The organism is Streptomyces sp. NPDC060209 (assembly GCF_042728155.1).
In the GTDB taxonomy this organism is placed as follows: domain Bacteria; phylum Actinomycetota; class Actinomycetes; order Streptomycetales; family Streptomycetaceae; genus Streptomyces.
In genome coordinates, this window is sequence record NZ_JBHWZS010000251.1 from 1 (window position 1) to 12,448 (window position 12,448).

Annotated in this window: 14 protein-coding genes and 2 pseudogenes; 5 read left to right on the top strand and 11 right to left on the bottom strand. The window is 66.6% G+C overall.

What is annotated here, in order from left to right; all coding sequences use genetic code 11:
- Window positions 1–240 precede the first annotated feature (240 nt).
- The 3 genes from ACFWFI_RS32950 to ACFWFI_RS32960 form a co-directional block, all read right to left on the bottom strand.
- Window positions 241–1,290: a YncE family protein gene (locus ACFWFI_RS32950; protein WP_387397430.1), complete on the bottom strand. Its 1,050-nt coding sequence runs from the start codon at window positions 1,288–1,290 to the stop codon at window positions 241–243.
- A gap of 89 nt (window positions 1,291–1,379) precedes the next feature.
- Complete coding sequence (locus tag ACFWFI_RS32955; protein ID WP_387397433.1) at window positions 1,380–2,009, bottom strand: TIGR02466 family protein; 630 nt, start codon at window positions 2,007–2,009, stop codon at window positions 1,380–1,382.
- Between the two features lie 759 nt (window positions 2,010–2,768).
- Window positions 2,769–3,260, bottom strand: a complete 492-nt coding sequence (locus ACFWFI_RS32960; protein ID WP_387397436.1) for a YncE family protein — start codon at window positions 3,258–3,260, stop codon at window positions 2,769–2,771.
- 704 nt (window positions 3,261–3,964) lie between these two features.
- Between ACFWFI_RS32960 and ACFWFI_RS32965 the strand changes: the two genes are divergently transcribed.
- Window positions 3,965–4,381 (top strand): VOC family protein, encoded by a 417-nt coding sequence (locus ACFWFI_RS32965; protein ID WP_387397439.1) that lies wholly within the window; start codon window positions 3,965–3,967, stop codon window positions 4,379–4,381.
- 180 nt (window positions 4,382–4,561) lie between these two features.
- Here ACFWFI_RS32965 and ACFWFI_RS32970 read toward each other — a convergent pair whose 3' ends face one another.
- From ACFWFI_RS32970 to ACFWFI_RS32980, 3 genes and pseudogenes are all read right to left on the bottom strand, one after another.
- Entirely contained in the window at window positions 4,562–4,984 is a 423-nt protein-coding gene (locus ACFWFI_RS32970; protein WP_387397441.1) for an SgcJ/EcaC family oxidoreductase, read from the bottom strand.
- Window positions 4,985–5,114: 130 nt separating this feature from the next.
- Window positions 5,115–5,312, bottom strand: coding sequence for a hypothetical protein (locus ACFWFI_RS32975; protein ID WP_387397443.1), 198 nt, complete (start codon window positions 5,310–5,312; stop codon window positions 5,115–5,117).
- Between the two features lie 56 nt (window positions 5,313–5,368).
- A pseudogene (locus ACFWFI_RS32980) lies at window positions 5,369–6,046 on the bottom strand (tyrosine-type recombinase/integrase); the annotation flags it as partial.
- A 29-nt stretch (window positions 6,047–6,075) separates the two neighbouring features.
- Between ACFWFI_RS32980 and ACFWFI_RS32985 the strand changes: the two are divergent.
- Window positions 6,076–6,349, top strand: a pseudogene (locus ACFWFI_RS32985) (transposase); the annotation flags it as partial.
- A gap of 138 nt (window positions 6,350–6,487) precedes the next feature.
- Here ACFWFI_RS32985 and ACFWFI_RS32990 read toward each other — a convergent pair.
- Window positions 6,488–7,396: a LysR family transcriptional regulator gene (locus ACFWFI_RS32990; RefSeq protein ID WP_387397445.1), complete on the bottom strand. Its 909-nt coding sequence runs from the start codon at window positions 7,394–7,396 to the stop codon at window positions 6,488–6,490.
- 239 nt (window positions 7,397–7,635) lie between these two features.
- Here ACFWFI_RS32990 and ACFWFI_RS32995 point away from each other — a divergent pair, with 239 nt between their 5' ends.
- A complete protein-coding gene (locus tag ACFWFI_RS32995) occupies window positions 7,636–8,385 on the top strand; it encodes an SDR family NAD(P)-dependent oxidoreductase (protein ID WP_387397448.1) in 750 nt (249 codons plus the stop codon).
- Here the strand turns inward: ACFWFI_RS32995 and ACFWFI_RS33000 are convergent.
- Genes ACFWFI_RS33000 through ACFWFI_RS33010 form a run of 3 tightly spaced genes read right to left on the bottom strand, consistent with a single transcriptional unit; the run spans window position 8,376 to window position 10,098 of the window.
- Window positions 8,376–8,684, bottom strand: a complete 309-nt coding sequence (locus tag ACFWFI_RS33000) for a hypothetical protein (protein ID WP_387397451.1) — start codon at window positions 8,682–8,684, stop codon at window positions 8,376–8,378. The genes ACFWFI_RS32995 and ACFWFI_RS33000 overlap by 10 nt on opposite strands.
- A gap of 56 nt (window positions 8,685–8,740) precedes the next feature.
- Window positions 8,741–9,742 (bottom strand): SMP-30/gluconolactonase/LRE family protein, encoded by a 1,002-nt coding sequence (locus ACFWFI_RS33005; RefSeq protein ID WP_387397454.1) that lies wholly within the window; start codon window positions 9,740–9,742, stop codon window positions 8,741–8,743.
- Entirely contained in the window at window positions 9,739–10,098 is a 360-nt protein-coding gene (locus tag ACFWFI_RS33010; RefSeq protein WP_387397457.1) for an FAD-dependent monooxygenase, read from the bottom strand. Before ACFWFI_RS33010 ends, ACFWFI_RS33005 begins: the two co-directional genes overlap by 4 nt.
- A gap of 359 nt (window positions 10,099–10,457) precedes the next feature.
- Here ACFWFI_RS33010 and ACFWFI_RS33015 point away from each other — a divergent pair, with 359 nt between their 5' ends.
- Both ACFWFI_RS33015 and ACFWFI_RS33020 read left to right on the top strand, forming a co-directional pair.
- Window positions 10,458–10,886 (top strand): MmyB family transcriptional regulator, encoded by a 429-nt coding sequence (locus ACFWFI_RS33015; RefSeq protein WP_387397460.1) that lies wholly within the window; start codon window positions 10,458–10,460, stop codon window positions 10,884–10,886.
- Window positions 10,883–11,746 carry an aldo/keto reductase gene (locus tag ACFWFI_RS33020; RefSeq protein WP_387397463.1) on the top strand — a complete coding sequence of 288 codons (864 nt, stop codon included), beginning with the start codon at window positions 10,883–10,885 and terminating at the stop codon, window positions 11,744–11,746. The genes ACFWFI_RS33015 and ACFWFI_RS33020 overlap by 4 nt, the downstream gene beginning before the upstream one ends.
- Window positions 11,747–12,248: 502 nt before the next feature.
- On the opposite strand, the gene ACFWFI_RS33025 is transcribed toward ACFWFI_RS33020, so the two are convergent.
- On the bottom strand, window positions 12,249–12,448 hold a 200-nt coding region (locus ACFWFI_RS33025; RefSeq protein WP_387397466.1), incomplete at its 5' end, for a hypothetical protein.

Genomic DNA, 12,448 nt, shown 5'->3' on the forward strand with positions numbered 1-12,448 from the left:
GGTCGCGTCCCTGTGCATGGGGAGGGACCCGGGGGCAGCGGGGCGCCGCCTGTTGTCGGCTGGGACCGGTCCAGCGCGGACGATGGGCGGCCGGGCCAGGGCCCGGAGTGGTGGCGCCTCCCTGCGGGCCCTGGTGGTCAGGTGTGCTCTGCTGGTGCTGGTCCCCGCCAGGGCCCGGACCTCAGGCTGGCGGGGGCGGGGAGCCCGCAGGGATGGCGTCGGGCTCCCCGCCCGCTGGGCTCAGGCGGGGGTGTCGGCGCGGCGGAGGCGGCGCTGGCGCTCGGACTCGGAGAGGGTGTCGAGGTCGAACATCACGACGGAGCAGGGTCCGTAGCCGACGGTGATCTCTTCGTAGGTGAAGGTGCCCTCATCGCGGTCGAGGGGGGCGGAGGTGAGGTCGACCATGGTGAGGCTGTTGGGGGCGAACTGGGGGTGGTCGGCGGACATCATGCCGGCGCGGGCGAAGTTGGTGATGTAGGCGGTCTTGTCGCCGTGGTCGACGACGAGGCCGCGGGGGCCGGAGCCGGTGGGGATGTGACGGGTGACCTGGAGGGTGTCAACGTCGATGACGGCGATCGTGGAGGAGTTCTCGACGGTCACCAGGGCGTACTGGCCGTCGGGGGTGAAGCCGACGCCGCGACCGCCGGTGGAGCCGACGTCGACGCGGTGGGTTTCGTCGGTGGCGACGTCGATGACGGTGACGTAGGCGGCCTGGGTGTTGGCGACGAACACGCGGGCGCCGGACGGGTCGATGCCCAGGCTGTAGGGGTGGGCTTCGCGGTCGACGGGGATCTGGGCGAGCTCGGTGACCTGCTGCGGGTCACCATCGGCAAGGGGGCTGATGTCGAGCTTGCTGATGTAGCCGTCGCCCCAGACGCAGACGTAGGCGATGGTGCCGGCCTGGTTGATGCCCATGTGACGGGGGTCGCGGCCTGCCGGGATCTGGTGGACCTCCAGGTTGAGCTCGAGGTCCACGACGGAGACGGTGTCGGAGCCGGAGTTGGAGACCAGGAGGTACTTGTCGCCGGGCACGAGGCCCTGGCCACGGGGCCCGTGTCCGACCTCGATGCGACGGACCTCGGTGAGGGCGACGGCGTCGATCTCGGAGATCGTGTTCTGGCTGGTGTTGCAGACGAAGCCGCGGCCATCCTTGGTGAACTTCACGCCGCCGCGAGGTGCGTTGCCGATGGGGATCTGGGCGATGGTGCGGTGCTCGCCCGTACCGGTCTTGGCGACGACGGAGACGACGCCGTCGTCGGTGTCGGTGGAGAAGAACTGGATATTGCGCATGGCGGGATTTCCTTTTCTCCTGTGTGACGGAACGCCGGAATAGGGACAGCTTCCGGCCGAGGTTGGCTGAACTGTGGAAATTTGGATGTTCAGCCGAGGGTGTAGTTCAGGTTCCAGGCGATGGACATACGCGGTGTTTCGTCCTGGAAGGGAGGAACGGCGTGCTTCAGCCAGCCGGGGAAGACCAGGAGCTCGCCGGGTGTGCAGGCGAGGCGGACGCGGTGACTCTCCCCGGCGAGGGAGATCCCCGGGTCGAAGTAGTCGACGTTCGGGCGGGGATCGAGCAGGTCGATCTCGCAGGTGCTGGGCGCGGACACGTAGTAGACCGCTGAGAGGGCCGTGTTGGGGTGGAAGTGCGGCTCATGCCGGTCACCGGACCGGTAGAGCGAGGCCCAGCTGCGGGTCACACCCACCGCTACCTCCCGCACAGCGCCCGCGCCCCGTTCGGCCTCGCGTTCCAGGGAGCGGCCGAAGGCCTCTGCGAGGGGCATCCCGGTCAGGGACTCGGTGAATTTTCCCGCTACAGAGCACACCCATCGGCTGATCCGGACCGCGTCATGGCCGCCCCACTGGGTGAACTCCCCCGCCGTCTCCCTCTTGTAGCCGAAGTCCTTGGCCCCCGCGCCCGCACGCTCAGCCAGCAGGCCGACCAAGCGGTCGTTGACCTCGTCGGCGAACGGGCACTGAGTGCGGGCGACAGCCGTCGCGAATAGCTGCATGACAGTTGCCCGGGTCGCAGCGGACGTCTCGGGCGTCGAACTCTTAGCTTTCTCGGAAACGGGCATGAGACAGCAACCCCCCGCAGAATTCAGCTGTTTCACTGACCCTTAAGGGCCTGTGCTATTGGCGAGCGGTCATCAGTCTGTGCCCATTTCCGTGAGGGGTGCAAGCTTTTCGATCCTGCTCTAAAAGGGCGCACACTAATTGACGCATGCCGCCCCGTACCATTAATCAGACCGGAAGCGGAAAGAGGGCGGAAATTTCCTCCTGGGCAGGTAAAACCCCGCACCACCAGTGTCTCGCGCACCCCTGACACGCTCTCCACTGCCGCCACCATCGCCAGCGCGGGGGCGCGCGTTCACCGCGATTCGCCTTGCGACTGGCGGCCACTGGGGACGCCGTGCGCCCCCAGCAAGCTCTGACCAAGCGGGGTCAGGGCATGCTGGACACTCACCCCGGACCGCCGTGTCGTAATCAGGGCGGAATGGCGCAGAACCCCTGTGTGATGAGAAACCGTCGCCGCGGACACCGCCAGCTCCTGCACCAGATCGTTGGTCGTCGCCGCTTCAAGCGCGGCAATCCGCACAAGGACGTGCGCACGGGTCGCACCCAGGAGCGCGGCCAGGGCCCGGATTCTGGTCGGCTCCGGACACCCAGAGCCGAGGGACAGAGAAGGCAGGGGCATGTGCGGGCTGCTTTCGAATCGTGCAGGGGACGCCGCTTCTCCCTGGCGGAGCGCGTGGCCCCCGGGGAAGGGGTCAGCTGGACGGGTCGGGGTCGTCGACTTGGGCAAGCGCGACGGAGCTCGGGCCCGCACCTACGGGTATCTCCTCGAACTGCGGGGCGCCGTCCGTGTTCGACAGGTCCACCCCGTCCAGATGCACGACGGCCATCGACCGCTGTCCAGCAAGCGCGCAGTACACGGTGGCGTCAGCCGAATCAATGACGATGCCCCTCGGGCCTACACCAACCGGGACCAAACGAGTCACCTTCCACTCCAGCAGATCCACCACCGCGAGCACACCCGCCCGTTCCAACGTGACCAGGGCATAGCCGCCCTCCCCCGTCACCGCGATGCCAGCCGGCGCCGCCCCGGCCACCGGAAGTCGCACCCCGTCCTCCACCCGACCGCCCGCCAAGTCGACTACAGGCAGAACATCCAGCCGCGCACACGCGAACACGGCGCGGGTACCCCACAGCGCCACGGCCCGCGGCTGGACATGCGCCGGGCCGAGCACGACCCGGCCCACAACCCGGACCCTCCGGTCTCCGATGAGGTCGGACAGGTCCAGGACACCCGCCGATCCTGCCCCCCGCTCGCACACCACCGCGCTGCACCCGTCCGGCGATAACGATCGCCCCCGGCTCCCGCCCCAACTGCACCCGGACGACTTCCCGTTCCTCGGCGGTGTCGACGACGGAGAGACTGTCAGAGCCCGCGTTCGACACCAGCAGGAACGGCGTGCCCGGCACCGGTGCGAGGGAGCGCGGCGCCCAACCCACACGAATCCGGCTACGCCCCACACCATCCGGATCCAGGACGAAAACCTCATCAGAGACCGATACAGCGAGGTAGAGGCGCCCATCCGGGCATTGCGCCGCCGACAGCGGGCCGCGCCCCGTAGGGACGACTCTGGACACGCCGTAGGCCGACGGACCGGACTTCAGGATCAGGGACGCCTGCCCGGCAGCGGTATCCGCCGAGCACAACAGGACAGCCACGAAGAAGCCTCCTTCCCGAGCCGGTGTACACGACAGCCGGGACCGGCCCGTCCTCGGCACCGCGATCACGACGCCCTACAGCTGTCGTACCGCCGAAGGGGGCAGAAGATACGTGCACTACCCGTCAACTGTCCGTAACCGCCTGGCATGTGACCGAAGGGGCTGTCTAGACGCAAAACCACCCATCAGGTATAGGCTGCCGCCCTCACCCACGCCGACGAGGGAACACACTGTGACCAACCAACCCGCACCGGTGCCCGGCACCCTCCACCATGTCGAGATCTGGGTACCCGACCTCGACCGCTCCATCAGCGACTGGCAGTGGCTCCTCGAAGACCTCGGCTACACCCTCCACCAGAGCTGGGACAACGGCCGCAGCTGGAAACTCGGCCCTACCTACCTCGTCTTCGAGCAGTCCCCCGCCCTCACCGCCGACCGCCACGACCGGTGCGCTCCCGGCCTCAACCACCTCGCGTTCCACATCGACACCACTGACCGCATCGACCTGCTCACGTCCAAAGCCCGCGAGAACGGCTGGACGCTCCTCTTCCCCGAGCGTCACCCCCATGCGGGCGGAAACCACCAGCACGCCGCCTACCTCGAGTCACGCGACGGCTTCGAGATCGAGCTTGTCGCCTCACACTCATAGCGGTGACGCACCCCCAGACGGGTTCACGGTGTGGGCACCACACAACTTCTTTGAGGGGAGACGGCGGAGGGAGCGTTGCCGAGGCGATCCTCAGTCTGCTTGTTCGGTGAGGATGCGAGTGAGGCGGTCGAGTTCGCGGCGTTCGCGTTGCCGGCGGGTTGGTGGCGCGGTGGCGGCCGCTCACTGGACCGGTGTCGTCTGGGCCAGGGCGATGAGCCAGTCGTCGCCCTGGCGGGTCAAGACGTAGGTCATGACACCAACCGAGGGCAGCTCGGACGAGTCCTCCGCCTCGGACCGTTCGTCGTAGACGGTCTTGGTGAGGCTGACGATGGCGACGTCGGGGGTGGTGAACCGGATGTCGTCGACCTCCAGCGAGGTCCGGATGTCCTTGCTCGGGGAAGAGAGCGCTTCGGCCATGGCCGAAGCGAAGGCATCACGCCCGAAGAGGCGCCGTCCAGCCAAGTTGACGATCACCAAGTTTGCGGCGTGCAGCGCAGGCAGCACGTCCGGGTCGATCTGCGCCTCCTGGGACCGCGCGACCAACTCGCGGATCCGCTGTTCGTCGGCGTCGTTGGCAGGGAGGGTGCAGTTCGTGGTGTTCATGCGGGCAACCTAGGACCTCAACCTAAGTTAAGGTCAACTCCTCTCGGTGACCTGACAGTTGCCAGGTGACCTCACGGGCGTTGACCTGCTGGGATTCCAGGTCGTTTGAGAAGGCACAGGCCCGGTGTTCTCAGGCGTCTTGGCTTTCGCGGAAGTCGCGGACTCGGTAGAGGCAGAACCTCCGGTAGAGGGGGTCCTGGGTTCCGAGGGTGGTGTAGATCCGCGCGAATCGTCGGCCCAACTCGGCGGTCGTCGACAGGTAGAGCTCTTTGAGGTCGAGGGCGGCGGTTGCCGGTGCGTTGGGCTGCCGAGATGGCCTTCTCGGCATGGCGGCGTAAGCGTTCGCTGCGCTGCCGGGTGGCCTCGGCCAGTGCGGCAGTGTTGTCAGCTGGCGGCATCGACGTCCTCCACCTGACCGCCGACGACAATCTGGTTCTCGCCGGTTTCCTCCAGAGCACCGATGATCTTGTCGAACTTGCCGAAGATGCGACGGTTCTTCTCCGCGACGCGGGCGAGTCCGGCTACCTCGGCCTGGGGGATGAGTTCGCTGGTCTTCTGCCGCTGCTGGCGGTGCTGCTGGAGGAAGTCGCCGGTGGTGATGAAGAACCGGCAGTCCAGACAAGGGTTGACGTACTCGCAGTCGGTCTGCACCGGGGCTCCGCAGTAGCCGTTGGGCAGCGTCACCTTCGCGCGGACCAGGCTCATCTTCGCCCAGGTCGCTCCAGCGAGCGGGTGGTTGGCGGCGATCTCGGCCTGCTGTCCCTCGTGGTTGACCTTGAGGGCGTTCTCCCAGTGCCGCCGGAGTGTCTTGTCGTGGAGCTTGGCGTAGACGGAGGTCATGGCCGGCGACATGTGATCGAGCAGGGTCCGGATCACCGGCTGGGGAACTTCAGCGTTGATCATGCGGGTGGCCAGGGTGTGCCGGAACTGGTGGAAGGTCACCTTCACCGGCTTACCGTGCTCATCCGTGAGGCTGAGCCGCTCCAGCCAGATCGCCAGGTGGTCGCGCAGGCGGCGGTCGCTGACCGGCTTGCTGCCGTCGACGTTCTTCAGCGAGGCAGGGAAGAGCCACTTGCAGCCCTGCGGAAAGCGTTCGGCTCGCCCGGCCCCTGGCCGCGGACCTCCGCAGGCCCTGGGAGAAGCCCCACCGCCGGCCGGCTCACACCGGCCCGGGTCCGCCGGGGGTTCAGGAACATCCGCGCTCATCTCGACTGCCCGGCCTGTGTTCCCAAACCTCGAGGCGCCGGACCCGGCCGGCCACCCTTCGCCAAGAACAAACACCGGGCACCCCGCTACGACGTTGCCAAAACCGTCAAACGTCCCGAGACCCTCAAGGCCATCGGCAAGCCTGGAAGATCTTGGTAGATAAAGAACAAGGTAAGTACCTGTCCCTGAACCCTGTATCGGCAGGTCAAAAGGCTGAGTGGTGGAGACAGGGCGGCATCGCGAATGGCTTCGGGGCCCGAGGTCGTTCCATATTGGTGCAACGTGGAAAGTGAACGCTCAAACAGTTGCGGGCTGACAGAGGAGGCCTGTACCGCACCAGTTCTGCTGGTTGAGATGGTCGAGCATGGCCGTCTCTGCCGAACCCGGATTGCGCCGCACGCCGACGAGGACGGGCTCGGTCAGGGAGGGCTCTAGCGGGCAGGCCAGTTCTTCGAAGCCTTCGGGGATGGCCGAGGCCGGGACCACAGTGACGCCCAAGCCCTGCGCCACGAGCCGCACCGCAGTGGAGATCTGTGACGCTCGGGCCACCGTGTGCGGGCTGAGGCCCGCGTTGGCGAGCAGGCGGGCGAGGTAGTCGTCGAGCAGGCTCGCGCGCCGGAACCGGATCCACCCCTCTGATGCCAGGTCTTCCAGGCGCAGAGCGGCGCCGTCCGAGAGAAGCGGGTGCCCCTTCGGCAAGACGGCGACGTAGGCTTCCTCGCCCAGAGGGTGAATGTCGAAGGTGCACCCTGCGGGGATGCGGTGCACGAGGACCATGTCGAGGGTTCCCTGGCGGACCAGTCGTTCCATGTCCGCGGGATCGGGCTCCTCGTGGAGAGTCACCTGCAGCTTCGGGTGGCGATTGCGCAGCTGCCCCAATGCCTGGGGCAGCTGGCGTGCTCCCAGGCCCATGTGGACAGCCATGATGAGTTCGCCTGCCAGTTCCCCGTTGGCGGCGCGGGCGGCCGTGATGGCACGCCGGGATGCGGTCGTCGCGATCTGCGCCTCCGCGAGGAAAGCCCGCCCTGCCACCGTCACCGTCACCCCGCTCGGGGTGCGGGTGAACAGCTGGACCCCGAGATGCTTCTCCAAGGTGCCGATCTGCTGCGACAGAGAGGGCTGAGTGACCCGCAGGCGTTCTGCTGCCGCTGTCATGGAGCCCTCGTCAGCGACGGCCAGGGCGTATTCGTATTGACGCAGGTTCATTCGAATCCACCTTCGATATGACATAGGAGGTGTCAATGCAGAGTATCCGTTGCCACTATTTGCCTCTATGTCGGGCCGATCCTACCGTGGTGCACGCCCAGCGCAGCCACCAGGGTCGGAAGGCTGCGGGACGGCAGCCGCGTCCTGCAGGCACGCAAGTCCTGCGACGCCAGCTGTCAAAAGCAGGATGAGGCAAAGCAATGTGTCCGGTGCTCGCAGTCTCGACTCAAGGAGAAAGCATGCGTCTCGCGAATAAGGTAGCCCTCGTCACTGGCGGGAGCGCGGGCCTTGGTCTGGCGATTGCCCAGAGATTCGGAAGTGAAGGCGCCCACGTCTACATCACGGGGCGCCGGAAGGAGGCGCTCGAAGCCGCGAAGGCTTCCATTGAGGGACAGGTCACGGCGGTCACCGCGGACGCTACAGTGTCGGGTGATCTCGACAATTTGGTCGAGGCTATCCGTCAGGAGAGCGGGCACCTCGATGTGATCGTCGCGAACGCTGGAAGCATTGAGCGGACGAACTTCGGGGACGTGACCGAGGAACACTTCGACCGCACATTCGACCTCAATGCCCGCGGCACACTGTTCACCGTCCAGAAGGCGCTGCCGATTCTACGAACGGGTGGCTCGATCGTTTTGCTGGGCTCGATCACGGCATTCAAGGGGGATCCCGGGGCAGGGGCTTACAGCGCGGCGAAGGCTGCCGTGCGCTCCTACGCGCGCACGTGGGCGGCAGAGTTCGGCGACCGGGGTCTTCGGGTCAACGTGCTGAGTCCGGGGCCGATCGACACGCTCATCATCGACGGACAGGCCGAGTACTTCGGTCAAGATCCAGTAGCTCTCCGAGCCCACATGAGTGCCCTTGTCCCGATGGGCCGCCTCGGACTTCCCGAGGAAATCGCCAATGGTGCACTGTTTCTCGCCTCGGACGAGAGCAGTTTCATGACAGGTGCAGAACTCTGCATCGACGGCGGTATGGCTCAGGTATAGCCCGCTTCGGCCGGAGCGGAACTGGGCATAACGACGAAGCCACCGCCCGGCCGTTGGGCCGTCGGGGCTTCGTGGTGGCGCGTCAGCCCGGACTGCATTGCACGGCGGCTGCCCCAACAAGACCTGGCCGCGCTCGCATTGATCGACCGTTCCTCCTGGCGCGCCTGGAGCGAGCCGAGTCGGATTGAGGCGAACACTTCGCCCCCGGAGGCTTCGCTTCCGAAGTTCATGGTGCCCAGGCCCAGGCTGGACACCAGCAGCCAGCTGTGGCCGAGATCGCGCGAGTCCTTTCGCTTCATGCCGGTCCTGGCAAGCGGCTGTGGGGCGTATCAGGCCCGCCTGGGCACTTTACGGCTCAGGAGTGGTTCAGCAGGGCCGTGCGGTTAATGGTCGCGGACTGCAGTTTCGCGTCGTGCGGCTCATTGAGCCCGGCGTTGGTGATGTACAGCCGCCTTCCGCGCACTGCGGTAGACGTCGGGGAAGCGAGTCCGCTGGATGCGGTCAGGACGGTCTTGGTGGTGCCGTCCGGATAGACCATGACGATTTCGTTCCGTTCGTTCTCTGCCGCGAACACCACGTCGGAGCGTTCGTCGAGGAAGCTGAAGTCGTCCACGCCGGTGAGGTGGCTGGTGACGGTGTGGATGCGTCCGGGCGCGCCGCTTTGAGTGACCGGGATCCGCAGCAAGGTGTTGTGGGAGATGTTGGAGACCCATACGGAGCCGTTGTGGTAGCGCAGGCCGTTCGCGCCGAGGGGGACGGATGCGGACTTGTCCGGTGCGAGGGCGGGATCGGTTAGCCAGACCGCTGCCCGTCCGTCCGAGGTCGGCACAGCCCACACGGTGCTCTTCAGGCTGTCGGCGACATACAGGGTTCGGCCGTTGGGGCCGATGGCCAGGCCGTTGGGGCTTGCGTCGGCGGGCAGCGCGGCGAGGCGCTGCGGGCTACCGCTCACAGGGATCTCCCACACTCCGGTCCGGGAAGCGTCCTTGGACATCACGTTGTAGAACACGGTGCCGTCGTTGCCACGTGCGTTACCCGTGATGGTGTCGCCCTTATGTCCGACGGCAAGGGTGGTGCGGTGTCCGGACGGGCTGATCCGCACGAGTTTCGGCGGCATAGCCGCTGAGGACCCCAGCATGGAGATGGTCATCGAGCTGTCTGGGTTGACGGTGATGTTCTCGGGCGCGTCGCCGGCAGCGAAGTCGAAGGCGGCCTCGGTCTTCACCTGGTTGAGGACCGGCTGGGCGCCGGTGGGGGCGGCGGATGCGTATGGCGTCGAGGCGAAGGCGGCCGCTGTCGCGGCTGTGGCTACGGCGAGCCGGAAGCGGTTTATCAGGGGGAGGCTTCCGTGGGTCATCGTGGTCCTTTTCGTGCTTCTGATTCGGGAGTGAGAGCGGTGGCTGTGCATGGTCGCAAGCTCAGGCGGCCTGGCCTGCGAAAGAATGGCTTACCCGACGTCCGGACGCGGCCCAGGCGTGCTTGTTCGTAGCGTTTGAGGGCGTGCGCCCTCGCCGTGCCATTGACGCCGGCTGCGACGGCTTCAGCCACGGTTTCTGCGTCCTGCGCAGACATGCTGAAGCCGGAGCGAGTCATGGGGGTCGGTACATGCGTGATGTCTCCGACAAGCGCGAGGCGCGGCCACGACGACTGGTGCCCTGGCGTTCGTGCCAGCCTGTTACGGGCGCTGCGGGTCGTCGCTTCGCGCTCATTCATGTGGGCTACTCCTCTCAGATCCTGCTCGCCGCACCGGAATCGGGCGCTCGCTGGGGCGCAGCACGTCCCAGCACGTCCTTCGCGAGCTTGACGCCCGTGGCGGCGGTCGCGGCGGGACGGGCTCCGGGGTTCCTACCTATAGAAGCGGCATCGGCCGAGGTGTGGGAGTTCCTGCTGTGAGGGGTAACAGCAGGGACCCCCAGCTGCGGCGCGACGTGCCAAACCAGGGCGCATGGACAACCGGGACGAAGTCGGCGCATTCCTGAATCCCGCCGGGACAAGATCACCCCGCCGCAGGCCAGTCTGCCGGTGTAAGGCCACCGGCGGGTGCCCGTACCTCGGCACGGTGAGGCCACGACGTGCATGTCTGCCGGGAGGGAACCAAGCGCTTCCGTCATCCCGCAGTCGGTGACCTGAATCTCGACCACCACGAGGCGATGGGCATGCCGGACGAGAGCGCACTGAGTATTCTCGTCTACAGCGCCCCGGCCGGGAGCGCGGCCGAGGAGGGCCTGAAGCTGCTCGCCTGCTGGGCCGCCACCGCCGGGCAAGGACAGGCAGCCGGTATCAACTCCCCGGACTGGGCATCGCGCCGACCCCCGGCCGGTCGCGGGCGGCCGTACGCACGGTGGGGGTCCCTGCCAGTACCCCTCACAGCAAAGACTCCCACGTCACAGTCGCTTCCCGTTGCATGGCGAAGTGCCCGGTCCCAACGGGCACCCGAAACGGCGCGGCGTCCCCCAGCCTCCGCGCCTTCCGCACGACCGATGCAAGGAGGACCGCCGTGACCGGCAAGAGCCCGACGATCACGCTGAACAATGGTGTAGAGATGCCCGCCCTGGGTTTGGGCGTCTTCCAGAGCAGCCCGCATGAAACCTCCGCCGCAGTCGCCACCGCACTGCAAACCGGCTACCGTCTGATCGACACTGCGGCTGCCTACCGCAATGAGAAGGAGGTCGGCGAGGGCATCACCGCCTCGGGCGTCGCACGCGACCAGGTGTTCGTGACTACCAAGCTGTGGTTGGACGACTACGGCTACGACTCGGCTCTCCGCGCCTTCGACACCAGCATGGCCAAGCTCGGCCTGGAGTACCTGGACCTGTACCTGCTGCACTGGCCAGTCCCCTCCGCGTTCGAAAAGACGGTGGCCTCCTACCACGCGGCCGAGAAGCTGCTGGCCGACGGCCGGGTCCGGGCCATCGGTGTGTGCAACCACAACACCGATCACCTGCGCAGTCTCATCGACCGAACCGGCATCGTGCCAGCGGTCAACCAGGTCGAATTGCACCCGTACTTCATCCAGCAACCGGTGCGTGAGGCGAACGCCGCGCTCGGTGTGGTCACCCAATCCTGGTCGCCGCTGGGCGGGGTGAACGTCTACTGGGAAGGCGGCCGCAAGGCTGCGAACAACCCGCTCCAGCACCCCACCATCACCACGATCGCAACCCGGTACGACAAGACACCAGCCCAAGTCATCCTGCGCTGGCATCTTCAGCACGGGCTGTCGCCGATCCCGAAGTCGGTCAAGGAGCACCGCATCGCGGAGAACTTCGACGTCTTCGACTTCCGCCTCACCGTGGACGAGGTCACGGCGATCGACGCGATCGACACTGACGAGCGCGGCGGCCCGGATCCCGACCGCCACTGACGCGGTCCCCACATGGGGCAGCACCTCTTCCGGTCCAGCCCGCCCGAACCCCTGTGACAGCTCCCATCAGTAACGAGTACCCAATGTGGGATTGGGCTCTCGCCCTTCTCAACCGCGACCTGGCGGTCACCGAGATTCTGTGGCAGGCGTGGCCCCGATGCGCCGACCATTGCCTGGGCATACATCCGCCGGAATCGGACGGGTAGGTGTCCTGGTGGTGCGCAGGAGAACGGTTCCGTCGCGAGCCGGCCCATGTCCGTGCGGCCGTGGGCGCGCTCGACCTCTTCGTCCGCCCACGTCGCCCCAATCGTTGGACGAGGCGAGCGGGTTGACGTCCCACTGCACCATGTTTGGCTTTGTTCACGAGATTGGAGTTCTGGCACAGATCTTGGGGAGCCCATCGCGGTGCGTCACTCGACGTTCGATTGCGAGGAACTGGCTCATGTGAGACGGCGTACGCCTTGTCGCCCACAAACGGAGTTGACTTCCCCTCAGGTGCGCGTCAGTCGACGCCGTGTTCGGCACGCTCCCTGCCTGGATCGACGCAGTCGACGTCAGCTAGTGCCGCATCAAGCAACGTTCGCCCTGTCAGGTCGGCATACTGTTCGTGTGCTTGAGTACTTGCTTGCGACCGATGACGACGATTTCCTCGGGCCGGTGCGCTCGGATAGGTGCCCGGATGTGCTTCAGCCAACGGGCTGG

What these genes read in the sequence shown, in the direction of transcription:
- ACFWFI_RS32950 (WP_387397430.1), bottom strand. Translation starts at nt 1,290, where the DNA reads ATGCGCAATATCCAGTTCTTCTCCACCGACACCGACGACGGCGTCGTC.
- ACFWFI_RS32955 (WP_387397433.1), bottom strand. Translation starts at nt 2,009, where the DNA reads ATGCAGCTATTCGCGACGGCTGTCGCCCGCACTCAGTGCCCGTTCGCC.
- ACFWFI_RS32970 (WP_387397441.1), bottom strand. Translation starts at nt 4,984, where the DNA reads ATGAACACCACGAACTGCACCCTCCCTGCCAACGACGCCGACGAACAG.
- ACFWFI_RS32975 (WP_387397443.1), bottom strand. Translation starts at nt 5,312, where the DNA reads ATGCCGAGAAGGCCATCTCGGCAGCCCAACGCACCGGCAACCGCCGCC.
- ACFWFI_RS32990 (WP_387397445.1), bottom strand. Translation starts at nt 7,396, where the DNA reads ATGAACCTGCGTCAATACGAATACGCCCTGGCCGTCGCTGACGAGGGC.
- ACFWFI_RS32995 (WP_387397448.1), top strand. Translation starts at nt 7,636, where the DNA reads ATGCGTCTCGCGAATAAGGTAGCCCTCGTCACTGGCGGGAGCGCGGGC.
- ACFWFI_RS33000 (WP_387397451.1), bottom strand. Translation starts at nt 8,684, where the DNA reads ATGAAGCGAAAGGACTCGCGCGATCTCGGCCACAGCTGGCTGCTGGTG.
- ACFWFI_RS33005 (WP_387397454.1), bottom strand. Translation starts at nt 9,742, where the DNA reads ATGACCCACGGAAGCCTCCCCCTGATAAACCGCTTCCGGCTCGCCGTA.
- ACFWFI_RS33010 (WP_387397457.1), bottom strand. Translation starts at nt 10,098, where the DNA reads ATGAATGAGCGCGAAGCGACGACCCGCAGCGCCCGTAACAGGCTGGCA.